Below are 22631 nucleotides of genomic sequence, written 5' to 3'. Positions count from 1 at the left end.
TCGCACTTAACCTGAATTCGCCGGAAGGCAGGGCCCGCGCCGGAAGGCAGGGCCCGGCGCGCACCCGTCCGCACTGGGAAAACTCGCGCGACTCGCACCATGCGAACGCGCGGAATTCAGGTTTTCGGCTACGCGACTTTTTCGCATACCTCCCTGGAGGTTTGCGGCCGCCGCGGCTACCCCAGCGCCTCCCACAGCGCGGTGTTGGTCTCCTGCCACAGGGGCTTGGCCCAGTCGCCGAACTCGCGGTCCGTCAGCACCACGCACGCTTGCCCACCCGCGACCCACAGGTAGGTCCCGGACATACCGAAGTGCCCGACGGTGTCGGCGGGCATGCCGTCGCCGGTCCAGTGCGGCGCCTTCTCGCCCTTGATCTCAAACCCGAGGCCCCACTGGCAGGGTTTTTGCATGCCGTAGCCGGGAACGACGCCGCGCAAATCGCCGAACTGGTTAGAAAAGGCCTCGCCAAGCGTCGACGGGTCCAGAAGACGCGGCGAGAGGAGCTCGGAGGCGAACGCAGAAAGGTCGCCGACGGTGGAGCGCCCGCCGTGGCCGGCCGAGCCGTAGATTTCGGTGGAATCCATGCCGAGGGGCTCGAAGACCCCCTCGCAGGCGTAGTCCGCAAACGCGATGCCGGTGGTCTCTTCCAGGTGGTCGGCCAGGATCTCGTAGCCGGCCGAGGAGTAGATGCGCCGCTCCCCCGGTTCTTTTTGCGGCTCCCGGGAGTCGAACCCCACCCCGGCGGCGTGCGCGAGGAGGTGGCGGATGGTGGAGTTGGGGGGACCGGAGGCGTCGTCAAGCTCGAATGCCCCCTCCTCCACCGCGATGAGCACGGCGTACGCGGAGAGCAGCTTGGTCACGCTCGCGAGTTCGAAGACTTTGTCCTGGTCGCCGAACGTGGCTTCCGTGTCGCCGACGAGGGCCGCCGCGACGTTCTCCACCGGCCAGTTGCTGAAAAACTTCTCGAGCTCCATGCCGCCCACCCTACGTGCGCCGCGCGGGGACCGGGTGGCGTGCGCCCCCACCCGCAGACCCCTAGTAAGCGATCCCTATTACGGCCCATTTTCGGCCATACTCGGGAGGGCTTACTCGGGGTTTGAGTCCTTAGAACGGCAGCGCCGGGAGTGTGAGCCCCGGGACCATGCCTGCCGACACCGCGAACGCCGCCCCAACACCGAGCAGCGCCAGCACCACGGCGACGATGCCGGCGATGGTGCCCGGCGCGACCTCCGAATTCAGGCTCGACGGCGCGGCCGGCGCAGTGCGGTTGATGTCCTTGCCGCAGTCCTCGAAACGCTGCGCGGTGTAGGAGGCGGCGGACTTGACGTAGGCGACCTCGTTGGCGCTGAACGGGGTCTCAAAGGTGGACGGCGCGCCGGTCTTGGAGCTTGTCAGGTCGTCGGCGATGACGGAGCTGGTGGTGTGCTCCTCGACGGGCCACAGCTGCAGATCATCGGTTTGCTTCACCGAGCCCCAGCCGTTCTCGCCGAGCCCGGCGCGCAGCTCGTCCTGTTTCTTCGCCCACAACGCGAGCGCGTCGGCGCGGGAACCGGAGTGGTAAAGGATGTCGTCGGCGTTAAGGCCGGCGGCCAGGGCAGGCACCTGGTCCGCGTTGTACTCGACGGCGCAGACGCGGGAAAAGCCCGGGTCGACGGGCGCTTCAGGCGCGTCGGCGGCTCCGGCGACGGGCGGAAGTACGGCAGCAACGGCGGCGCAGGCGATAACGCCCGCTGTGAGGGTTTTACGCATGTGGAAAAAGATACCCCGCACGGCACCTCCTTACCGGCCTTTCCACAAACCCCGAGAAACCCGCACCTCGTAGTCCTCGTACTCCGTGCCGGCCACCAGCGCCGCCACGTGCGCGCGCACGAGCTCCTCGGCGTGCTGCCCGGCGCGGTCCAACAGCCCGGACGCGATGGCTTTCTCCCGCGCGTCGGCCTCCCGGTCGGCGATGAAGCCGGTGACGTCTTCGACGCGGAGTTGGTTGATGGGGTTCATGGTTTGGTCGTAAACCTTGACGCTGTCAGCGTCGATGTGGGATTCGAGCACCTCCACCTCAGGCAGTTGCACGTTGACTTTCCCGTCGGCCAACTGCACGTCGATAAGCGAGGCGTCCTTGATGCCCGCGGTGACGCGCCCGTCGTACGTAACCAGGAAATTCCGTCCGGTAAACGGCACGCGCACCCCGAGCACCTCGAGGCCTTCCTGGTCGAATTTGCCCACGTCGGAGAAGACGTATTCCTCCACAGAAAGCTGGGCAATATCGCCTAACGACGCCCCAATGGTCGTCGACGTCACCTCCCCCTCCCGCCAATTGAGCAGCGCTGGGCGGGTCACCGCCAGCACGAGCGCCACGATGGCCAGCACCGCAACAACCGAGGCGGCAGCGCCGGCGACCCCTATGCCGCGGCGGGCGGGCCGGGGAGAAATTTGGAATTCAGTACTCACGCGATTCACCTTACGGGGTGACGAATATGTAATGTGGCTCTCACAATTTGCCGACAACCAGGAAGACCCATCATGACCGGATCAACCAGGACCGACAAGAAACCCGACCATAAGCCTAAAGACCAGGCCCAAGATAAGACTCAAGACCGAGACGGCATGTCCGGCTTTCTGGGCTGGATCGAAAAAGTCGGCAACAAACTGCCGGACCCGTTCTGGCTATTTGTGATCCTGGCCGGCGTGGTGGCGGTGTCCTCCTGGCTGGCCAGCAAGGCGGGCCTGTCCGCAATCGACCCGGCCTCCGGCGAAGAAATCCACGTCGAATCGCTGCTCACTGGTGAGAACATCTCGCGCATGGTCACCGACGCGGTGGAGAACTTCATCGCCTTTCCGCCACTCGGCGTGATCCTGGCGGTGATGCTGGGCGTGGCCGTGGCGGAGCAGACGGGTCTGCTCGCGGCGATGGTCCGCGCGATGGTGGACAAGGTCAGCCCGAAGATGCTCACGTTCATGGTCGCGCTGGCTGGCGTGACTGGTTCGGTGGCTTCGGACGCCATCTACGTGATCATCATCCCGCTGGGCGCGATGGCCTTCCACGCGGTGGGCCGCTCGCCGGTGGTGGGTGCGATGGTGGCGTTCGCGGCGTCGTCGGCAGGCTTTAACTCCTCGCTGATCTTGAACATCACGGACCTGCTGCTCGCCGGCATCTCCACCTCCGCCGCGCAGCTGGTGGACGAAGCCTACGAAGTCTCCCCGCTCGCCAACATCTTCTTTGTCATCCCGTCCGCGGTGGTGCTGTCGCTGGTCATCACAGCGGTGACCGAACTGTTCGTGGACAAGAAGGCCGAGAACCTTGTCGACCACGACCACATCGACGAGGACGAACTGCAACTCGACGACTCCAACCAGCCCAACGACTCCCACCTCACCGACGATGACGACCTGTCGCTGACCCCACTCGAGCGCAAGGGCCTGGCCTGGGCCGGCATCACCCTCCTCGTTGCACTTGCGGCCTACTTCGCACTGCTGTTCATCCCGGGCTCGCCATTCGCGCGGCCGGAGGAGGGCTTCATGGAGTCGCCACTGATCCGCGCCATCGCCGTGCCGATCGCCCTGATCTTCTTCGCTACCGGCCTGGTCTACGGCCTGATCGTGGGCACCATCAACAATGCCGCCGACATCCCGAAGTTCATGGCCAAAGGCCTGGAGTCCCTCCTGCCGATTCTGGTGCTGTTCTTCGCCGTCTCCCAGTTCCTGGCGTGGTTCCAGTGGTCCAACCTGGGCCCCTGGACCGCCATCAAGGGCTCTGAGCTGCTGCAGTCCTGGGACCTGCCCAACGTGGTCCTGTTTGCCGCGTTCGTGCTGATGGTCACGCTGATCAACCTGTTCATCACCTCCGGCTCCGCGCAGTGGGCGCTGATGGCGCCGGTGGTCGTGCCGATGATGATGTACGTGGACGTCTCCCCCGAGGTCACCCAGATGCTCTACCGCATCGGCGACTCGCCGTCGAACATCATCACCCCGATGTCGCCCTACTTCGCCCTGGCGCTGACGTTCCTGCAGAAGTACTACAAGAAGGCCGGCGTGGGCACCCTGATGTCGCTGGCGCTGCCGTACGCGGTGAGCATGCTGGTGGGCTGGTTCATCTTCTTCATGATCTGGTACGCCCTGGGCATCCCCCTCGGCCCGGGCTCCCCGATGGGCTACCAGGTGTAGCTCGTTGGCGGTGAAGGCCCGGTTGCGTCCGTACAGCCGGGCCTTTTGCTTATCGACGTACCTCCGGCGAGACCCGTCACCCAATCCCCTGCAAAGCAGCTTGGCACATGCTTAGATTCTATTGTCAGAATCTTCCACGAATCCTGCAAAGGAGTGCTCCGTGCCTAACGCAAAAGAACTCGAGCGTCAGCTCCGCGACTTCCAGAACTTGCTGCCCCAAATCGTCGGCTCTGTACTGGCGATCATCACCGCCCTTGGCGTGATCCTTGGCGCCGTCGCCCCGGAACTGGGTGGTAGCTCCAGCAACAACGGTGGCGGCAACTCCTCCCCGTCCGCCCCGTCGAAGCCGGGTAACTCCGGCGACTACTCCAAGCCGGAGTTCGCCAACCCGAAGTACCTGCACACCCACCGCGACCGCATATACAGAATGCAGTCTGGTGTTGGTGTGACCTTCAACGGGAAGGACTACCCGATGTCGCTGCTCTCCACGAACGCAGGTAGTTATAATAAATCGACGTTTGATGTGGACAAGAAGTACTCGACGCTGAATTACACCGCTGCGTGGGCTTCCAACATCCCGAACTCTGGTGGTGTCGGCGTGATCGAGGTCTACCTCAATGACGGCCTGCGCGATCGCGTTACTGTGAAGCCGGGAGACGCCAAGAAGCGTAGCGCCGACATCCGCGGCGGTGGCCGCGTCAAAATTGTCATGTACGCCGTGGACAAAGTGGACGATAAGAGGGAGGTCGACTCGAACGGCCTCGCAATGCTCACTCCGACGCTGAAGTAAGCAAATAGCGCAATGCCCCATCTCGAACGAGGTGGGGCACTTTCGTATCTGCGGAAGAAAACCTACTTCCTAATCTCCGCCGGCGCGCACATCGGCGCCTGGCGCGTGAACCTCTCCAAAGCACCCTGCTCGCACAGAGTCAAGCCGCTGTAGCACCGCAATACATCCCGGTCTGCTTCGTGCCGGCGGTCGGGATCGCGCACCAACTTCCGTCGCATTTAGCCTGAATCGGAGGGACAGATTTCTACCACATCAGCCACAAGCACCACTCTGAGCGGCCTCTGCCGACCCTGAATTCAGGTTTTCGTCTATACGCCAAAATCGCGCAACACTGGTCCACTGCGACCCCAGCGCAACACTGGTCCACTGCGACCCCAAAAGAAAAGCCGGGAGCGACACAACCCGCTCCCGGCTCAACTCCCCCTCAGCGCCCCAAGCGCCCGCACCCCCCCCCGAGGACCTACTTCCCAATCTCCGCCGGCGTACAAATCGGCGCCTGGCGCATGAATTCCTCCGGCGCTCCCTGCTCGCGCAGAGTCAGCCCGTTGTAGCACCCGCGCTGCATCCCGGTCTGCTTCGTGCCCGCGGTCGGGATCACGGCCCACTTGCCGTTGGAGTTCTTGAAGTACAGGATCCAGTCCGTCTGGTTCGCACCCGCAATGGCCCACTTGCCGTCGCAGAAAATCACGTCAGTGCCAGTGAAGTGCGGCCACTCCGGCACCACCGCGTCAAACGCCTGCGGCGCGCAAGAGCCACCAGCAGCCGCGCCATTGTCCTTCTTGGTAAGCCCCGGGATCGCGAGCGCCGGCACCAGCGAGGAAAGTCCCGCAGCCGCCGCCGGGTCCAGCCCCTCGGGCAGCTCCAGCAAGCCCTGCTGCACCGCGAAGTACCCGCCGGCGCCCACTGCGGCCAGCACGCCGAGCGTGATGCCGATAATTGCGCCCGTGCTTAACGACGAACCTTCGGCCTCCCCCGAATCCGCAGAGGAACCCGTTTCGGTAGTGTTCGCGCCCTCTTCAGCGAAGGTGGCAGGCGCAATGACGGCGGAGGTGGTGACTGCGGCGGCGACGCCGAGTGCAAGCATCGGTTTCTTCATGCCCGCCACTTTATCGCGTTATACCCGTCACTTCGAGGGGAACAGCGCAATTCCCCACACCCCGAGCGCGACAGCAGCGGCAACCAAAACCCACCACAGCACCCCGCGTGGCCGCGAGAACCACTTGTCCGCAGCCAGCCAAACGACGCTCGGAACGACCAGCGCCAGCCCCAAAAACGTCAGTGCCCGCCAATCCGCCAGCCGGTTCGCCGACAACAGGCACACCACGCCAAAGCCCGCGAGCCCCCACGCGACGGCGTTTGCCCGGAATCCACCTATCGGAATCAACATGTCCGAAACCCTACCCCAAAACTCGGCCACATAACCACGGCCGAAAACATCACCTAACCTGCCGATTTGGGCAACACAACCAACCCACGCTATTGTTACATCTCGTTGCACAGCGAGAGCAACGGCAACATATTCCTCCATAGCTCAGTTGGCAGAGCATTCGACTGTTAATCGAAGGGTCACTGGTTCGAGCCCAGTTGGAGGAGCAAAACGAAGGAGCCCGCAAGGGGCTCCTTTTTCGCATTTCCACCCCCTCGTTTCCACTCCCCGAATAGGGGCAAACCCGATTCAGCCCCATTGCACTTACAAGTGAAATCCAATACGCTTCAACCTCCACGGCAAAAAGGAGGCTCAAATGACTGCCACCCTATCTTCCTCAAGCGCCATTGTTCTGAGCACTGAAGATACGGCTGCATTCGAAGCCCTGCGGATGCCCGAGGACGCTGACATCGCAGTTCTTGACAAGGATGGCAACCAGGTCGACCTCCCCGAGCGTGTGCAGGCAACCGTACTTGCAGCGATTAGAGCTCTCACGGAGGCTGGCGAAGTCGCGATCACCCGAATGCCGGAACAGCTGACAAGCACTTCTGCCGCGGACGTGCTGGGAATCTCGCGACCGACCTTGATGAAGTGGGCAAGGGCCGGCAGGATCGACAGCTTTAAAGTCGGAACACATACCCGTTTTCACCGAGACGACGTACTCTCCCTCAAGAGCCAGCTAGCAAAGGAGCAGGATGAGGCGTTCGAAAGACTCCGGTCCTTTGATCTTGAATCTTTCGGTCCACTAACCGATTAGCCTCGCTGTTGCCGTTCCACAAATAAGGTCGTAGTCGTGACACAACGGGTGCTCGTCGATGCCAATGTCTTGGCCAGTCGGATTCTGACAGACTGGCTCTTTCATTTACGCAAATGCAACCGTGGCATGTTTTCAATCCTGTGGACCCGCGACATCCAAGCTGAAGCGATACGCGCCATGCGTAAGAAGCATCCCGAGTGGTCCGGGTCTGCGATCGAGCGTCGATTCAAAATGATGGAGGCTCTTATCGACGACACGGTTGTCGCACCAGATGGCGACTACGGCTTCAGCGGAGCTGATTCGGGGGATTTCCACGTTCATGCTGCTGCGGTGTCGGGAAACGTGCATTACATCCTCACCGACAACCGGCCGGATGATTTCACCTCGCGTCCCGACGAGGAACAGTACGAAATCGTCAATAGCGACGATTTCTTCAATCTTGTCGCCGATTCCAACCAACCAGGATTCATCGACGCGGTCGCGGACCAATTTGAGTATTACTCGCGGCCGGGCGTCGTGAAAGACCCGCTCCATGTTGCACTGCAGCGTGCAGGGTGCCCCAGTTTCGCAGACCGGGTGAAGCTGGCGTTAGGGCAGATTGCCCTTCAGCAGTAGCTGCCCACCCGCCGCGCCGCATCCAGCCCCGCGTGTCCACCGTGCGCGCTCCACGGCAAGCAAGGTCGCATCAGGGCGCAATTCCCCAGTGTCGCCGCAGTCCTGAAGAGACTGTAAATCAGGAATAGCAACCGCCCTCCCGACGTTCCACCCGATGTCCCGGCAAAGGCCGAACATCGAGAGAACAACGACTAAGGAGCACAGCGTGACTGCAGCGAAGCAATGGGTCCTTGCCTCCCGCCCGAATGGGGCACCAACAAGCGAGAACTTCCGTCTCGAAGAGGTGGAGCTGCCAGAGCTCTCCGACGGCGAGGTCCTCGTCGAGAACACGTTCTCCAGCGTCGACCCCTACATGCGCGGGCGGATGAACGACGTGGAGTCCTACATCGAGCCGTTCCAGATCGATGAACCACTCAACGGCACCGCGATCGGCACAGTCACCGAGTCCCGCTCCAGCAAGTTCAAAGCGGGCGACACGGTCCGGCACTTCGCCGGGTGGCGCACACACGCCGTCCTGAACGAGGACGAGGCGGAGCAGATCGACACCACCATCGCGCCGGCCGAAGCGTACCTGGGCATCCTCGGCCTGACGGGTCTGACCGCCTACGTCGGTCTGACCGCCGTCGGCGAGATGAAAGAGGGCGACGTCGTGTTCATCTCTGGCGCCGCAGGTGCCGTGGGCTCGGCCGCGGGACAAATTGCGAAGCACCTCGGCGCTGCGAAGGTGATCGGGTCCGCGGGCTCCGCGGAGAAAATCGAATACCTCAAAAACATCGGCTTCGACGAGGCGTTCAACTACAAGGACGGCGACGTGAGCGGCCAGCTGGCCAAGGCAGCGCCGGAGGGCATCGACGTCTACTTCGACAACGTCGGCGGAGACCACCTCGAGGCCGCGATCCAGAACGCGAACACGTTCGGCCGCATCGCCATGTGCGGGGCCATTGCGCAGTACAACGACACGGAACCGGCGCCGGGGCCGCGGAATCTGGGCCTGTCCATCGGCAAATGCCTCACGCTGCGCGGGTTCGTGGTGGGCCAGTACTCCCACCTTGCCAAGGAGTTCCAGGAGAAGATCGCCCCGCTGGTCGTCGACGGCTCAATCACGTTCGAAACCACGGTGCGCGAGGGCATCGACAACATGCCGGCCGCATTCCTCGAACTGTTCGAGGGCGGCAACACCGGCAAGATGATCGTCAAGTTTTAAGAGGACCCAATGACCAAGGTTCTTATGGCCGTTACGGCAGCTAAGCACTGGACGCTTAACGACGGCACACCCCACCCCACCGGCTTCTAAGCCGAAGAACTGGTCACACCCTAGAGCGCTCACCTAGACCCCGTTTGGATCTGCCCGGCGACAGCCGTCGCCACCGCCAGGTCCTCCCACGGCATCCCGACGGCTTTAAACACCACCCGCCGCGCCGGATCCAGCGTCACTTCCCCGCGCACGACCTCAGCCATCGTCACCACGTCGTCCCACGCAAGCGCCCCCTTCTCCACCGCGATCGCCACATCGCCGGCCTCCCGCTGCGCAGCCTCCACATCTTCCACGATCACCTGTGCGCCGTGCAGCACATCTTCATGCAACTCCCGCGTGTCCACCGTGTGCGCCCCCACGGCAAGCACGGTCGCATCGGGCCGCAATTGCCTATCGACGACCACAGGTTGTCCCGCACTCGTCGCCGTCACAACCAACCCGGCCTTGCCCAACGCTTCATCGGCCGCAGCACTCCCCGATTTCACCCACGGGTAGGCCAGATCCGCCGGCTCGCTCCGCGAAGTAAACGTCACCGACACCTCCCGCACCCCCTCAAGCACGTCCTCAACCGTTCGCGCGTGCGCCCGCCCCTGCGCACCCGCGCCCACAATCACGCACTCCAACGGCTCACTCGATTCCCGCAACCGGTCCAGCACCCCAGCCACAGCTACCGCGGCCGTGCGAATCTCCGTTAGCGCCGCGGCATCCATCACGACCTCCGGCGTCAGCGTCTCGCCACTCATGAGCAGGTAGGATCCCTGCACGAACGGGACATCGACAGTCGAGCCCACCGGCTGAATCCCCAGCACCTTCACCCCGACCGCGCCATCGAGCGCCGACGGCAGTAGATGCATTTCCCCGTGCGGCAGCGCGACCTTTTGGCGGTGCGGGTCGGTGGCGGGATCGAAGCCGCCCGTCAGGACCTCCCGCAACGCATCGACGGCGGTACCTGGGCGGATGGCGGACATGACATCGTCGTAACCCAAATTGCGCATGAGGACGAGCATATAAAAAGTGGACGCGGCGCAACGCAGCCGCATCCACTCGCCTGGGAGCCAGGTTTACGGGAGCATGTCGAGGAACTGCTCGTAGTACTCCTGCAGGTTAATGCCCATGTAATTGAGCAGCGCGGCGATCATGCCGACCGCGCCCAGCGCACCGAGCAGGGACAGCAGGATGCCCAGCGGGGTGATGGTAACGCTCGAGCCGACGGTCACGGAGCTGACCTCGTCCGGGAACTGCTCTTCGGTGACACGGTCGCCTTGCTTCTCGACGGTCGTGGGCACCGTCGTCGGCACCTCCACCGTCGTCGGTGCGGTGACGGTCGTCGGCGTGACCACGGTGGTGGGCACGGACTTGGTCACCGTCGTGTTCGGCGCGGTGGAGACCTCCTTTGCGGTGGAGGTCACCGTGGTCGGGGTGACCACGGTCGTCGAGGTCGTCACCGTTTCGCGGTGCGTGACCGCCGGCTCGGTTTCGGTGACCTTCTCGGTCTCCGTGGCCGTCTCCTTAATGGTCTCCTTAACGGTCTCCGTGTGGGTCACCGGGTCTGCGGACACAGACGTCGTGGTGGTCGCGGTGACGGTTGCGGTGGGCTGCTCGGCCGAGGTCTCGGGCGCCGGGGTTTCAGGTGCGGACGTCTCCGGGGCCTCCTCATCGTCCTCCGCCGGGGCGGTGAAGACGCGGAAGTCGGAGTAGCGCGGGTCGGCGGCGGAGGCGCCACTGGCGGCGGAGGCGTCGCGCTGCGCGCGGGTGTACCAGAGGTACTCCGCGTCTGGCTCGAGGTTGTCCCAGGTGAATTCGGCGGCGGTGCCGTCGGAAAGCTGGGCGGTGCCGAGCTCCACCGGTGCGCCGAAGGCGGCGATGCCGGAGGTGGTCACCTGCTTGTCGTACTGCAGGTCGGCGTCGTAGACGAACTCGTCGGATTCCGGGGTGTAGCCCAGATCGTGCGGGTCGTTCTTCCACGGCTCGAAGGACTGCAGGCGCGGCGAGTACGCGTTGGCCGCGACCTTTCCGGAGTCCAGGTCGAACTGGTACAGACGCGTGTACAGGGCGTCGCGGGCGCCGTCCTCCTCGTAGGACTGGTAGTCGGCGACGGTCTCGATGACGTGGGTGCCGTCCTCACGCTCGGTGATGCGCTGGCGAACACCGTGCAGGTGGCCGGAGAAGACCAGGACGACGTTGGAGTGGGGTTTGACAAGACGCTCGAAAAGTAGGTCGCCCTGGGCGGTCCAACGGCCGTTGTCCGGGTTCGAGCGGGCGTCCTCCTCGGGGCGCAGGTACTCGTGGGTGGAGAAGATCACGTTGTGGTCCGGGTGGTCCGCGATGACCTTGTCCGCCCAGTCGATCTCCTCCTCGGAGGAGTCGAAGCCCATTTGCAGGAAGAGGAACTTCGCGCCGTCGCGCTCCATGGTGAAGAAGTTCGACGCGTTGCCGTCCGGGCCGTGCCCGCCCCACCAGGGGTTGGACTCGTAGCGCGAGGCCGGGAAGTACTCGTTGAACATTTCGTTGGATGCGCCCCACACGTTGTCGTGGTTGCCCGGCAGGATGCCGTAGGGCATGCCGGCGTCCTCGAAGATCTTCATGATCTCGGAGGCCCGCTCAAACTCCAGCACCGCACGGTCCGGCTCCTGATTGCCGCGCAGCCAGTTCTGGATCACGTCGCCGGTGTGCACGGAAGCGATGATGTCGCGCGCGTCCTTGTTCGCGGCCAACCACGCGATCATCTGGGTATACGACGCCGGGTTCTGCTCGGTGAGGTACTGCGAATCCGTCACGTGCGCGATGGCGAGGTCGTACTCGCCAGGCGTCTTGAACATCTGGTTCGTCTCGCCGTTGGAGTCGCTGAACGGATCCGCCACGCGCTTGCCGTCCTGGACCAGCACGTCCACGGTGCCGTCGCGGTAGAAATCAGCAACAGCACCGGTGCCCACCAGGGTGACCTCGCCGCCGTCCTCCCCCGCCGCGGTGTCCACGCGCTGCCACTGGCCAACAGTGTGGTTGTAGAAGTACATCTGCAGCTCGTGGCGGTCGCGGGAGTGGCCGCGCCACGCAATCGAGACCACACTGTCCTCGGGGCGCTCCACCGCCAGCTCGAAGCGCTGGTACGGGAACGCGCGGCCGGTGTCTTGCGCCTGGTCCATCTTGCGGACGTCCGCGGCGCGGGTCTCGCCCTCGCCCACCCGCTGCTCCAGCGCCGCCTGCGGGGAGGCACCGATGAAGCCTGCGGACTTCGACCAGTCGATTGCCGCCGTCTTCGCGCCGAACGCCGTCACGTCGGCGTCGGAGGTGCCGGTGGCGGTCAGGGGCGTGCCGTCGGAAAGCGAAGGCACCCCGGTGCGGGTTGCGCGCTCGACCTCGACCGGATCGAGTGAGCCCTCCACGGGTTTGGTCACGTCGCGGTATTCCGGGCCGTCCGCCGAGCCCGGAGTGGCCGGCGCGGTGTCAAAGTCCGCCCAGTTGTTGCCGGTGGACTGCACACGGTGCCAGGCGTAATCGTGCTTCTGCGCCTCCTCGATGGAGGTAAACCGCATGCGGCGATCCAGCGGCACGCCGGCGGAGGAGCAGGGGCCCTCCGGTGCGTTTGTCACTTTGCCTACGTCGTCGTAGTAGACACCGACGGCGTCGAGAAGCGTGCCTGCGGCATCCGTGATTGTGGCACCGTAACCCTCCTGCTGGAAGGTGGCGTCGGTGGCAAGCGCATCCTTCACGCCCGCCTCCGGCCGCGCGACGGTGAGCACGCCGCCCGGGGCCAGCGAGAACCCGTCCGGCACCACCGCTGCCGGCTCCAGCATGCGGCGCCCGTCGGCAGCGCAGTAGTCCACGCGCAGCCCGGACAGATCCGCGGGCGTGGAGCCGTTGTTGATGATCTCGATATACTGCGCCTTCTGCCCACCCTTGTCATCCGGGCGGCCGGCGGCGATCTCGTTGATCACCACATCACCCATCTTGGGCTTTTGCACCTCAATGGCCTCGACGTCCGGGTCGTACTTGCCCGGGGTGCGAATCGCGCGGACATAGTCCTTGGCGTTGTCGCCGGTAAACGCGACGCGCTGGTAGGACTCGCCGGAGGCGAAATCGAGCGTGTCGCTCAAAGGCTCGCCCGCCGCGCACGGGGAATCGACGCGGTCGAACACGCCGACGGAGTCCACGACGTTGCGGTCCTTGTCCACCACCATCAGACCGAAGCCATCGACAGCGTTGAAGGAGGTGCCGTAGGTCGCGTCCGGGTCCTCCACCGTGGAGTCCGCTCCGGTGCGCGTGGCGGTGAACACCTCGCCCGGCGCCATCTCGCCGTCGGGCAGATTGAGCTGCAGCATGCCGTCGTACACGCGCCCGGTGCCGGTGCAGCGGTAGACCTGCCACCCGGTGACGTCTACAGGCGCATCGCCCGTGTTGGTCAGTTCGAAGAAGTTATCGCCGGCACCGCCCGGGCCGCCGTTGGTGACCTCGGTGATCTTCACCGGCGAATCCACGCGCTGGTGCTGCGGGGCCTCTGCGTTGCGACGCCCAGGGGTCCTCTCCGCCACAATGAAATCCCGGCGGTCATCGCCCGTGATGTCCACGCGCTGCCAGGATTGCCCATGCAGTCCGTTGAGCACACCGGGAAGTGGCTGGCCCATGGCACAGAAGCTCTCCACGTCCTCGCGTGCGGAGCCGACGCGGTCCACGATCTTGCCGTCCTGGTCGAAAACGAGCAGGCCGTACTGGGTGGCAAAGGAGATGTCGAACGTGGTGTCCTGCGCTGCGCGGATGTCCGTGCCCGCTTGCCCCGACCGGCCCGCGGTGAAACGCTGACCGGGCTCAAGCACCACACCGTCCAGCTGTTCGGCGGACACCTGCGGCACGGACGCGCGCACGCCGGTGCCGATGCAGCGGTACACGGACCAGCCGGTCATGTCCTGCGGCGCGTCGCCGTAGTTCTGCAGCTCGAGGAAGATGTCGCCGTTGCCGTCCGGGCCGGTGTTGGTCATCTCCGAGACCAGCACGTTCGCCCCACCGGTGGTGTGCGGCTCCTCGTGCGTGTATTCGGGCGTCTGCTCCTCGGCGGGCTTGCCCACCTCGATCGCGCCCGGGGTGCGCTTCGCCGCCACGAAGTCCGACGCGTTGTCGCCGGTGTTGGCGGTGCGCTGGTAGGAGACGCCGCCCGCGGCGTCCAGGCTGACGTACGGCAGCGGCGTGCCGTCCGCAGCCGCGGAGTCCTGATTGTCCGCCCAGGCGACGCGGTCCCAGACGGCACCGGAGGCGTCGTACAGCACCACGCCCGCGGCGCCCTCAGTGAAGTCGCGCCCGCCCTCATCACGCGGCACCACGACAGCCTCTCCGGGCCCAAGCTTCTCGACGGGCATCCGCCCCGCCCACACATACCCCGCAAACCGGCGCCCGAACTGGTTGACCACGTCCACGCGCAGATCCGTGACGTCGACCTCCTGATCGCCGAAGTAAGCGACCTCAATCAGCCCCTCCCCGTCCGCGCCCGTGTGCGCGACCTCGGAGATGAGCACGTCGCCGCGCTTCGGCGCCCCCGACGGCTCTGTGGCATTCTCCGTACCCGGGGTGCGCGGCGCGCGGATGAAGTCCGCGGCGTTGTCGTCGGTGTCCTGGGTGCGCTGGAAGCTCTCGCCGGCGGCGGAATCTGTGGTGTTGGCCAGCACGGTGCCCTCGCCGCACGCCTGGTTGGTGGTGCCCGGGAACTGGATCGCGACTGCGTCGACGTCCTCGCCCGAGCTATCGCGCAGCAGCGCGCCGTAGGACTCGTTGGCCAGCGAGGTTGTGTACCGCTGCTCCACGTCCTCGTCCGCGATTGTGGACTGATCGCTCTCCCGCGCGAATAGCCACCGCTCCCCCGCGCCGATCGTGCCCTGCAGCGTGTTCTGCGGCGCCGACGCCACCGAACCCGTGCCGGTGCAGCGGAACAGCTCCCAGCCGCTGACGTCCACAGGCTCGTCGCCCCAGTTGGCGACCTCGATGAAGTTGTCGTGATAGCCGCCGGGGCCGCCGTTTGCGATCTCACTGATAACCACCTGGCCACCTGGCTGCGCAGCCGCGTCCGCCGCCTTTGCCGGTGCCACCGCTGCGACGACCGGCAGCGCGATGACGACGCTGGACACAAGAGCAGTGCAACCACGCACCGCCCGTTTTCGAATTCCCATTTTTAGTTCCTTAGCAATACGTTGCGCCCCTTTCTGGGGCGCATGCAATGGAACTTATAGGCGAAGTGGGAACCTGCGATTACCTTAAGGTGAAATGTGAATTAACTTAATTCTCCTAGACGGCTTCGCGCAATACTTCAAGCGCATTCCCGTGCCGGGCATGCACCGCTAGCGATGCCAACGGGAAGCTAGAGAGTACCGCTTTAGATTGTCGGAATAGTTGGTTGTAGCCCATAACCAAGCAGATAGTCGATCTCGTTTTAAGCCAGCGCACAGTTCCCAGCCTCAACGGGGCAGCAACCACGAAACGTTTCCACAACACAACTCCCGCGCACCCATGCCATGCACGCAGAAAAGGCAGTCAAGTCATCAGATCTCGCCCACTTCCCACTGCTGATCCATGGTCCACCCGCCTAGCCCCGTGAGAGGGCACCGGAAGATCACTAGCCAATTCTCATAGGAATCGTTCCGAGATTGCATCAAATCGCATTAAACACAGAAAACAGGACCAGCACATCTGGAATTCGCAGGTGTGGGACAAGAGTTGCCCACACAACCAATTCCCAAACAGTCTTTCGAGCCTGAATAGTTCCCAGTCCACTAGGCCAAGGGCCATACGCGAGGGTTGATTGGTATATCGAGCAAATGCTGGTCGACCTTCTCGATAAGTTGCGTGTGGGGCTCACGGTTACGCCGAGCAACTTCCGAGTAATCCCAAAAAAGCTCGAAAATACGATGGCTATTAAAGGGGACCACGAAGTTGCAGTAGAAATCGCGCTCTATGGAAAACGGACCATTCCAAGATGCCATACGATGCTCCCAGTAGAATTGGGAGTGTGCGGGGTAGTATCCCCCTTGGAACCCACCAATCTCAGACAGCCAAGCCTCAAAATATTCGAATATTTGCTTTTTATATGCTTCGATGCCGCGGTTGGCACTTATGTTATCCCGAAAGCGTTTTGGAAGTTTTCTCCAGTAGATCTCAGTAGCAAGTTCCGCCCCTTCGAACTGCTCCGACAGCTCCCGTGCAAGCTCGTAATGATCGCGCCCCAATTCAAGCAGATTTCCGTTCAGCCCAATAGTCGAATTGTCGCCGAAATACGCCGCGAGCCCCTGTACCGCTTTAATATGATTGCGTGTGTAGCTAGCACGATTCACAGCAGCAAGAAGGTCCGGATGAGACCGAACAGCTTCAACACTTGTATGTGCAATTCCAAATTTCCGTGCTATCTCGGCAGCCACTAAGTGGTCGATTCGTACACCACCTGACGGTTTACCGTAAGTAAACGCTTCAAAATCGATGCCCGAAGAAAGGGCACAGGCTAGCACTAACCGGGAGTCAATTCCCGCGGTTAGCGCTAACTTCACCCGCCTGCCCTTAGCCATCTGTTTCAGGTTATCGGTTACGAGCTCTAAGATTTCGGTTCCCGGATCGGCAGCCTTTTTTCTAGCTACGTTAATTGGCCAATAACGATTTATCCTGCCGCTATTTACATCCAAGACGAAGTTCGCGGTCAGGATTTTAACGCCTTCAAACGGGGTGAAATTGCCGGGAAATCCATTACCGAAAGGCAATGAGACCCGTTTACTTTTGGGCTCTAATGCACTGACCAAATACGCATGACTAGCTACCAGGCCTCCGGACTCCCGATAGAAAATGCTCCGGCTTGCTGTGGCGTCCGAAACCACCTTTAGGTTGGTGCTACTGCCGAAAAATACTACATAACGCCCAGCGGTCTCCCCCAATCGGGAGAAAAACTGACTTTCTCCCTCTCTCAGGCTCTCGAGTAAATACTCAGCCACCGACGAGACCGAATGGCTGATTGCCAGCCCAAGAACGACGACCACCAGTCCATCAGATGATGCTGTAGAAATCTCCTGGTCAGCAGTCACATAGAGGTTCGGTAGCACTTCCACACTGGAAAATCCCTTAGGCGGGGCTATGTCCAAGTCGGACAAAACAAACCCTCTCGGAACCTCAGCTCTTGATGGGCTATACGGCTCGGTCATGTCTCTTCCTTTCGCGATCAGCGGAAATTTAAGGAAACAGTAGACGCCACACTTTGCGCGCACTGGGAATAGGCTCGTAAATTACTAGAGTTTCGTTTAACCTAACGGATTTACGTGTCCTAAATTCAATCTAGACTCGCTTCAATATTGAGCGAATCTTATCGACGTGGGATTCGTACGAAAACTCACGTGCCACCTTGTCAGCTGCTCTCAATTGTTGTTCTGCATAAGACTGCGGATCGTTTTGAAAGTCCCGGATAATATCTGCCACTTCCTCTGGGTCAGCGTAAATAGCGGCCTCTCCGAATACTTCTTCGTAGTTGCGTTGCAGAATGACAACCAAGTTCGCAGCGATTGCCTCGAGTACTGCGCGCCCAAAGGCTTCGATCGCATTCGAGTGCTGGAAAAACACATAATAGTCCAAGCTATGGAGAAAATCTACGACTGGTTCCGCGTCTTTTGCCAAAGAATCCCAGTTTTCTGGAGGCTGGTTTAGACCGAGTACTTGCTGAGCATAGCTAGTTCCCCCCATGGAGCGGACGTGCGCAGTGCCGTTTGTCGGGTACGCACTTTCTATCGCCCCTGCGTCTTCAGGCCATTTCATCGGATTATCACGTGAATGGCGGCCGATAACCGGCAGTTCATTCAGCCGAGTTCTGGGAATCTCCCCTCGCCACTCGACAGGATTTACAATCCCGGGCATATCGAACTTTTCAAGCTGGTCAGGTGCCAAATATGCTTCTATGGCCCTCCTGACCTGGGGGCCCTGAGGGGCCCAGGTGGCGTCGACTCCAAAACAGTGCAGTGCGCCTTTTGAAACTTCAGGGACCGTGTACCGGATATCGCTGCCGTCAAGCTCCGAAGGCGCCTGATTCGCAAGGATTACCATGCGCTGTACATAGATCATCGACGGCTTCTCAGGAACCACCTGGAGGATCGGAGGATAGCGGAGGATTAGGAGCTTTGTCGAGGCGGGCTCGTTGTATGCAATTTGCCCCACATACCCTTTGTTAATCAGCTGCTGGATAGGTCGGCATAGGTTGCCAGTATCAACCGTCATGAACCGTGCCGCCTCCATATGAAGGACGCCTACTTTATACCCAGCGCCAACCAGAGCATGGATCTCCTCGATCATAGACTTCTGGGGTCCACCGTATTTTCGCCAATCCCCAGCCAGCACCACGTCAAAGTCGTTATCCCCTTGTTGAGCTATTACGCCCAGCAATGCTTCCTGGACCTCAAGACCGAGTGTCGAATCATCTTTCACAGACTCCGCCAGCTGAAGATGAAACTCGGCAAGCCCTGAATCGATAAGACGCTGCTGTTCCGACACTTGGCCATAAAGGAAAGGAAAGTCCCTTCCGTCAGGCGATCGGGTTATCGCCAATGGGTATCCAGAAATGCCTTTACCCGGGTACACAATATGTAGCCTCTTTAGAAACTCATCGAGAGCCATCCGCCCAAGAGGCAACAAGTCCCCGACTGCATCAAACAGGCGTTTATCGAAACACAGAGACGCTCCGCTAACACCGCTCACTGTATACCCGATCTGCTGGAAACCCAGAGACATATCAGTTGCCACCACGCTACCGAATGAAAAATTACGATCGGAGCTCGCCATGTCTGCTAATTGGAACTCAAATCTCCGTGGATGGGATATCGAGTTCGGCAATTGCACAAACACAGTCTCGTTACTAGACCGATCAACCCCTTCCTTCAACAAAGAACCTTGATCTGTGCCGCTACCAACTACGATGACATCAGCGCTGTACTGGCTTTGGATTTCGTTGGACACTGCGGACTTCAGCGTGTTATTCACAACGACCAAGATCTCGCTAGCCTGAGCAGTCTGGTTCTTTACCGAACGCAGACTTTCATCCAAAAGCTCAAGCTCCCATACTTCCTCCACCGGGACAACGACGCTGAACGCGCTTCGGACCGCGCTTGAGCGAGTCTCCCCTTCTCCGAACGAGAATCGCAGACTGTCATATGTATCTGCTTCGTCACCGCCTAGAATCAATCCAAATTCAGGGGGAAGCAACCGGTTAAAACTATCCACCCAACTCTTGTCAGCTCCTTCTAAGACTCTTTCGCACTGAGCACGGTAGAACCAGGTGGTCTCTTGATCCAGCCATGTTTTTCCCGCGAGGAGCTTCCGAGCAGCATCAACCTGGGACGTCCGGATCAATAGTTGAATGAGGAGCTCGCGATATTGCGAACTCGAAGCCAGCTTTCTTGGCACCTGAGGGGCCGCCCACTTTAGTAGATCAGCACCGATCTTCAAGTCGACATCTGATTTCTCAGCTAAAACCAGGTAGACTGCGACTTCGCACCATGCCAAAGCCTTAGAGGACAAATTATTCGACTTGACTATGTTAGGCAAGCGTAAATCAAAACCGCCGGAAGCGAATTCGCTCCAAAGTAAATCATGCAAGCCACACCAGTCCAGACTAAATTCACTGATTTCGTAGGCTAGGAAGTTTAGGTAACCTTCTGCGCCGTTCCGTAGTGCGGAAGACACAGCAGCGCCGCGTCGCTTCGCCGAAATTAGCGTATTGTCCAGCCAAAAATCTTCGGCCCTCAGGTTGAAACGATTCCGATCCGATACGGCCTGTGCCCGGGACGATTCAACTCTATCCGGCATCACTTACTCCTAACTGAAAATTGTTGCTGTACCAATCAAGGGCACGGGCTCTTTGGAAGTTGGCTAGATCAGCATTGGAAATTATTAGCTCAATGGCCTCGGCCATGTCAGCATCCCGCGGATAGAGCGCAGCCGTTCCAAAAATCATTTCAACATCTTTGTGAAGAATCACAATTTCTTCGCCCCTGATGGCGGTCAAAATACGATCCGCAAAAGCAAAAATCTCCGAGGGCTTGTTGGGCCGTATCACTAAAATCCTTTGGAGGGCTGTTTTGCCTGAGGGCCCACGAATCTCAAAACCCTGCCCAAGTTTATCCAAAAGGCTTGGCTGACCGAGGAACTCAATTTGTGCCTCACTGTCGGCGATACGAACGAATTTGTTCGTCACTACCGTTCGATCCCCAACGGGGAGCAGTGAAAGAAGGTCTCCAGGTTCCACAATGTTGTCCCTCCCCATGAGCTCAGACGGGTCTATTACACGCACATCCTTAGTCCCGAAAACCGACGTCGCTACATCTACGAGCTCAGAATCAGTCGCGATTGGAGAAGTACTTACGCCACGCAAAACGTGCACAGAATCGATTTTGAGATTGATTGGGAGCCCATCCATGAACTTGATCAAAGTCGGCTCCAATACAACCAAACAATCCACCTCGGCGCGGTCACTCGTAGAAAGAATTCCAACCTTTGCTGTATCAAATGCGGCATGCACCCGTGGATCCACCCTCACGCTACCGGCGCTAGTTGGCGCATAAAAGTGGACGATCCCGCATCGCCCACCTCGGCGAATCTCCGAAGCGATCTTGTTAAGCCCAAGCGATACATTGGAGGAAATCTGTCCAAAGTCAGCTAAGACGACAGTTCCGAAGTGGCCTAGATCCTTCCCGCGCATACCTGGCTGCATGTTCAAGGGGATCTCATCAGACGAAATCTCAAAATTCCTGGTTCCAGTTTCGGACCACAATTGATGACGGTTCAGGTATGCGGAGTGGTAGAAACGCCGAGACGGATCCATATAGCCGCGACTAATTTCTCCAGACGTAAGAGAAGACGGGTGCGTCCTCGTGAAAGACAGTGGCACCGTTGAAGCTTGGCGTACCTCTAACTTGCCAATCCGTCGCAGACGGTCGTAAAACTCAGCATCGCCTCCGCGATTCACGTTTTGCCAGGTGCCGAACTGGTCGAATACCCAATCACGGAACATCAGCGAAGAAAGGTTCTTTTGAACGAGCTGGGGTGACTTATTGATCCTTAAAAACTTGACGTTTTCGTCGGCCCTCACGTGCATGGTAAAGCATGCCGCGACACTGGGATTATCCAACAAGTATTCGACTTGAATCTGCAGCTTTTGCGGGTGAGACCAGTCATCGTCATCGTGAACAGTAATAAATTTTCCGCGAGCTTCTTTCAAGGCGGTATTACGCGCCACATACGCGCCGTTGTTTTGATCGAGTTCGATGAGTCTCACACGTTCGTCATACAGCGCAACCACTTCCCTGAGCCGACGAAGCTCGGCGGCGGGGGAGCCATCATCCACGACCAGAATTTCAATATTCTTCCAAGTCTGGTTCAAAAGTGAGTTAAGAGCAGTTTCTATCCGATCACCGCCACCAAACGTGGGAATGAGAACTGAGATCAATGGCCCTTTATCTATAGTGGCCTCGGATTTTACTGAATTAAGTGAATCAAACCGCGTTGCCGCTACCGTGGTTCCGACATGAATCTTCTCCAGACCTGCCCTTTGATAGATTTTGTTGACGGAAGCACACCATTCATAATCTGAGTAGCCCTTTTCCAGGATCTCATTCGCGTTCATCAAATCGATCTGCGCTGGGTCACGTTTCGATACACCTGTAGCGTCTAGGAGTTCGCGGGCTCTATCGTAATTTCCTAAATCCGCAAGTACCTCACCAAAAACTCTTGCGGTTTTCAGGTCTAATTTTCGATCGGTTCCGTGTTTTTCGAGAAGCATCAAAACATCCCGAGCCATGGCGAGATCGTCCTCGCTTAGGCGCTGTGTACCAACCACCCTAGCTAGGGCAATCAACGCTTCCTCATCGAATACTGATCCTAAGCCGTGTTCGCTTTCCTGCCCTGACAAACTCGCTCGCAGGATTCTACGAACATCAGCGAAGCCGTAGCGTCCATCCGATGCTAAGTATGCGAGAACGTCCCGAAAATTGAAACTGCGAGTGACAAGTGCGTAGGATTCAGCGGACTTGAGGTCACCGTTAAATTGGTGCGCGACCTGCCTCAAGATATCGGGTTGCTTGTACTCTAAAGCCTTGCGCAAACGATTTGCCGTTGCTTTCGACTTGGCAGGCGCTTTTGCATTCTTCGCGGGCGCGATCTTTTTGAATCCTTGCCCCCGCCCCACAGTTGTTTCGCTAAGGACACGTTCGGCGTTGGAGGAGAGAGAATCTGCCGCTGCGCCCAAATACTCTATCTCATCCAACACTTTTGAAATCGAGTCCTGATTGCCCTCAGCGACGCGGCGAACTTCACGAGCGTCTTTCCTAGACGAAAGCTGCGTAGCTCGCACCTTCAAAAGAAATTCATGCACGCTGAGCAGCAAAATGAGTCCTGAAGCTACACCTGCCGCTAATAGTGGGATTGCTAACCGCCAGACCTCACCCAAGGCTGCGAGGAGCCCCAACGTGGTCGCCACGGCGCCGAGCGCGAATACCAGGCGGGTTCTGGTTAGCTTGAAGTTCGAGTTTCGCACGATTACTTAAGATACTCGACACATCGGATTGTCTCTCCATTAGAGGGTTCACGAAGCTTAAGCGCCGGCCCCTCAGCGGCGCGCTCATTGGCTCCC

15 protein-coding genes and 1 tRNA gene are annotated in these 22631 nt (G+C 60.3%); 6 read left to right on the top strand and 10 right to left on the bottom strand.

All coding sequences use genetic code 11. From position 1 onward, the window contains the following. Window positions 1-176: 176 nt before the first annotated feature. The 3 genes from HMPREF3151_RS03475 to HMPREF3151_RS03465 all read right to left on the bottom strand — a co-directional run bounded on the left by HMPREF3151_RS03475 (window position 177) and on the right by HMPREF3151_RS03465 (window position 2448). Window positions 177-974, bottom strand: a complete 798-nt coding sequence (locus HMPREF3151_RS03475; protein WP_070473529.1) for a serine hydrolase domain-containing protein — start codon at window positions 972-974, stop codon at window positions 177-179. A gap of 130 nt (window positions 975-1104) precedes the next feature. Beyond that, complete coding sequence (locus tag HMPREF3151_RS03470; RefSeq protein WP_070473527.1) at window positions 1105-1749, bottom strand: hypothetical protein; 645 nt, start codon at window positions 1747-1749, stop codon at window positions 1105-1107. 30 nt (window positions 1750-1779) lie between these two features. Further along, window positions 1780-2448, bottom strand: a complete 669-nt coding sequence (locus tag HMPREF3151_RS03465; protein ID WP_246815189.1) for a DUF4230 domain-containing protein — start codon at window positions 2446-2448, stop codon at window positions 1780-1782. 156 nt (window positions 2449-2604) lie between these two features. On the opposite strand from HMPREF3151_RS03465, the gene HMPREF3151_RS03460 reads away from it, so the two are divergent. Both HMPREF3151_RS03460 and HMPREF3151_RS03455 read left to right on the top strand, forming a co-directional pair. Then, the gene (locus tag HMPREF3151_RS03460; protein WP_070473525.1) at window positions 2605-4161 is read left to right on the top strand and encodes an AbgT family transporter; all 1557 of its coding nucleotides are present in this window, start codon (window positions 2605-2607) and stop codon (window positions 4159-4161) included. 160 nt (window positions 4162-4321) lie between these two features. After that, window positions 4322-4951, top strand: coding sequence for a hypothetical protein (locus HMPREF3151_RS03455; protein ID WP_070473523.1), 630 nt, complete (start codon window positions 4322-4324; stop codon window positions 4949-4951). Between the two features lie 460 nt (window positions 4952-5411). On the opposite strand, the gene HMPREF3151_RS11540 is transcribed toward HMPREF3151_RS03455, so the two are convergent. Together HMPREF3151_RS11540 and HMPREF3151_RS03445 are read right to left on the bottom strand one after the other, a co-directional pair. Beyond that, window positions 5412-6047, bottom strand: coding sequence for a hypothetical protein (locus tag HMPREF3151_RS11540; RefSeq protein WP_083290163.1), 636 nt, complete (start codon window positions 6045-6047; stop codon window positions 5412-5414). A gap of 27 nt (window positions 6048-6074) precedes the next feature. Beyond that, entirely contained in the window at window positions 6075-6338 is a 264-nt protein-coding gene (locus HMPREF3151_RS03445) for a hypothetical protein (protein ID WP_141741299.1), read from the bottom strand. Window positions 6339-6471: 133 nt separating this feature from the next. On the opposite strand from HMPREF3151_RS03445, the gene HMPREF3151_RS03440 reads away from it, so the two are divergent. The 4 genes from HMPREF3151_RS03440 (at window position 6472) to HMPREF3151_RS03425 (ending at window position 8953) form a co-directional block, all read left to right on the top strand. Then, window positions 6472-6544: transfer RNA gene (locus tag HMPREF3151_RS03440), tRNA-Asn, on the top strand. Between the two features lie 149 nt (window positions 6545-6693). Next, window positions 6694-7134, top strand: a complete 441-nt coding sequence (locus tag HMPREF3151_RS03435) for a helix-turn-helix domain-containing protein (protein ID WP_070473519.1) — start codon at window positions 6694-6696, stop codon at window positions 7132-7134. A 36-nt stretch (window positions 7135-7170) separates the two neighbouring features. Further along, window positions 7171-7749 (top strand): PIN domain-containing protein, encoded by a 579-nt coding sequence (locus HMPREF3151_RS03430; RefSeq protein ID WP_070473517.1) that lies wholly within the window; start codon window positions 7171-7173, stop codon window positions 7747-7749. Window positions 7750-7903: 154 nt separating this feature from the next. Continuing rightward, window positions 7904-8953, top strand: a complete 1050-nt coding sequence (locus HMPREF3151_RS03425; protein WP_070473515.1) for an NADP-dependent oxidoreductase — start codon at window positions 7904-7906, stop codon at window positions 8951-8953. A 119-nt stretch (window positions 8954-9072) separates the two neighbouring features. Here the strand turns inward: HMPREF3151_RS03425 and HMPREF3151_RS03420 are convergent, their stop codons facing one another. The 5 genes from HMPREF3151_RS03420 to HMPREF3151_RS03400 form a co-directional block, all read right to left on the bottom strand. After that, window positions 9073-9999, bottom strand: a complete 927-nt coding sequence (locus tag HMPREF3151_RS03420; RefSeq protein WP_070473599.1) for an ornithine cyclodeaminase family protein — start codon at window positions 9997-9999, stop codon at window positions 9073-9075. Window positions 10000-10065: 66 nt separating this feature from the next. Further along, window positions 10066-15156 (bottom strand): lamin tail domain-containing protein, encoded by a 5091-nt coding sequence (locus HMPREF3151_RS03415; RefSeq protein WP_083290161.1) that lies wholly within the window; start codon window positions 15154-15156, stop codon window positions 10066-10068. Window positions 15157-15756: 600 nt separating this feature from the next. After that, complete coding sequence (locus HMPREF3151_RS11770; protein WP_141741297.1) at window positions 15757-17166, bottom strand: asparagine synthetase B family protein; 1410 nt, start codon at window positions 17164-17166, stop codon at window positions 15757-15759. A gap of 130 nt (window positions 17167-17296) precedes the next feature. Continuing rightward, on the bottom strand, window positions 17297-19810 hold the full coding sequence (locus tag HMPREF3151_RS03405) for a glycosyltransferase family protein (RefSeq protein ID WP_141741296.1): 2514 nt from the start codon (window positions 19808-19810) through the stop codon (window positions 17297-17299). Beyond that, the gene (locus tag HMPREF3151_RS03400) at window positions 19800-22535 is read right to left on the bottom strand and encodes a glycosyltransferase family 2 protein (RefSeq protein WP_141741295.1); all 2736 of its coding nucleotides are present in this window, start codon (window positions 22533-22535) and stop codon (window positions 19800-19802) included. Before HMPREF3151_RS03400 ends, HMPREF3151_RS03405 begins: the two co-directional genes overlap by 11 nt. Window positions 22536-22631: the final 96 nt, after the last annotated feature.

Source organism: Corynebacterium sp. HMSC05H05, assembly GCF_001807265.1.
GTDB lineage: Bacteria > Actinomycetota > Actinomycetes > Mycobacteriales > Mycobacteriaceae > Corynebacterium.
This window is presented reverse-complemented; position numbering and strand designations above follow the sequence as displayed.

Excerpts from the sequence above, each read along its gene's own strand:
- HMPREF3151_RS03475 (WP_070473529.1), bottom strand. The coding sequence starts at position 974 with ATGGAGCTCGAGAAGTTTTTCAGCAACTGGCCGGTGGAGAACGTCGCG.
- HMPREF3151_RS03470 (WP_070473527.1), bottom strand. The coding sequence starts at position 1,749 with ATGCGTAAAACCCTCACAGCGGGCGTTATCGCCTGCGCCGCCGTTGCT.
- HMPREF3151_RS03460 (WP_070473525.1), top strand. The coding sequence starts at position 2,605 with ATGTCCGGCTTTCTGGGCTGGATCGAAAAAGTCGGCAACAAACTGCCG.
- HMPREF3151_RS11540 (WP_083290163.1), bottom strand. The coding sequence starts at position 6,047 with ATGAAGAAACCGATGCTTGCACTCGGCGTCGCCGCCGCAGTCACCACC.
- HMPREF3151_RS03445 (WP_141741299.1), bottom strand. The coding sequence starts at position 6,338 with ATGTTGATTCCGATAGGTGGATTCCGGGCAAACGCCGTCGCGTGGGGG.
- HMPREF3151_RS03435 (WP_070473519.1), top strand. The coding sequence starts at position 6,694 with ATGACTGCCACCCTATCTTCCTCAAGCGCCATTGTTCTGAGCACTGAA.
- HMPREF3151_RS03425 (WP_070473515.1), top strand. The coding sequence starts at position 7,904 with ATGTCCCGGCAAAGGCCGAACATCGAGAGAACAACGACTAAGGAGCAC.
- HMPREF3151_RS03420 (WP_070473599.1), bottom strand. The coding sequence starts at position 9,999 with ATGCGCAATTTGGGTTACGACGATGTCATGTCCGCCATCCGCCCAGGT.
- HMPREF3151_RS03415 (WP_083290161.1), bottom strand. The coding sequence starts at position 15,156 with ATGGGAATTCGAAAACGGGCGGTGCGTGGTTGCACTGCTCTTGTGTCC.
- HMPREF3151_RS11770 (WP_141741297.1), bottom strand. The coding sequence starts at position 17,166 with ATGACCGAGCCGTATAGCCCATCAAGAGCTGAGGTTCCGAGAGGGTTT.
- HMPREF3151_RS03405 (WP_141741296.1), bottom strand. The coding sequence starts at position 19,810 with ATGCCGGATAGAGTTGAATCGTCCCGGGCACAGGCCGTATCGGATCGG.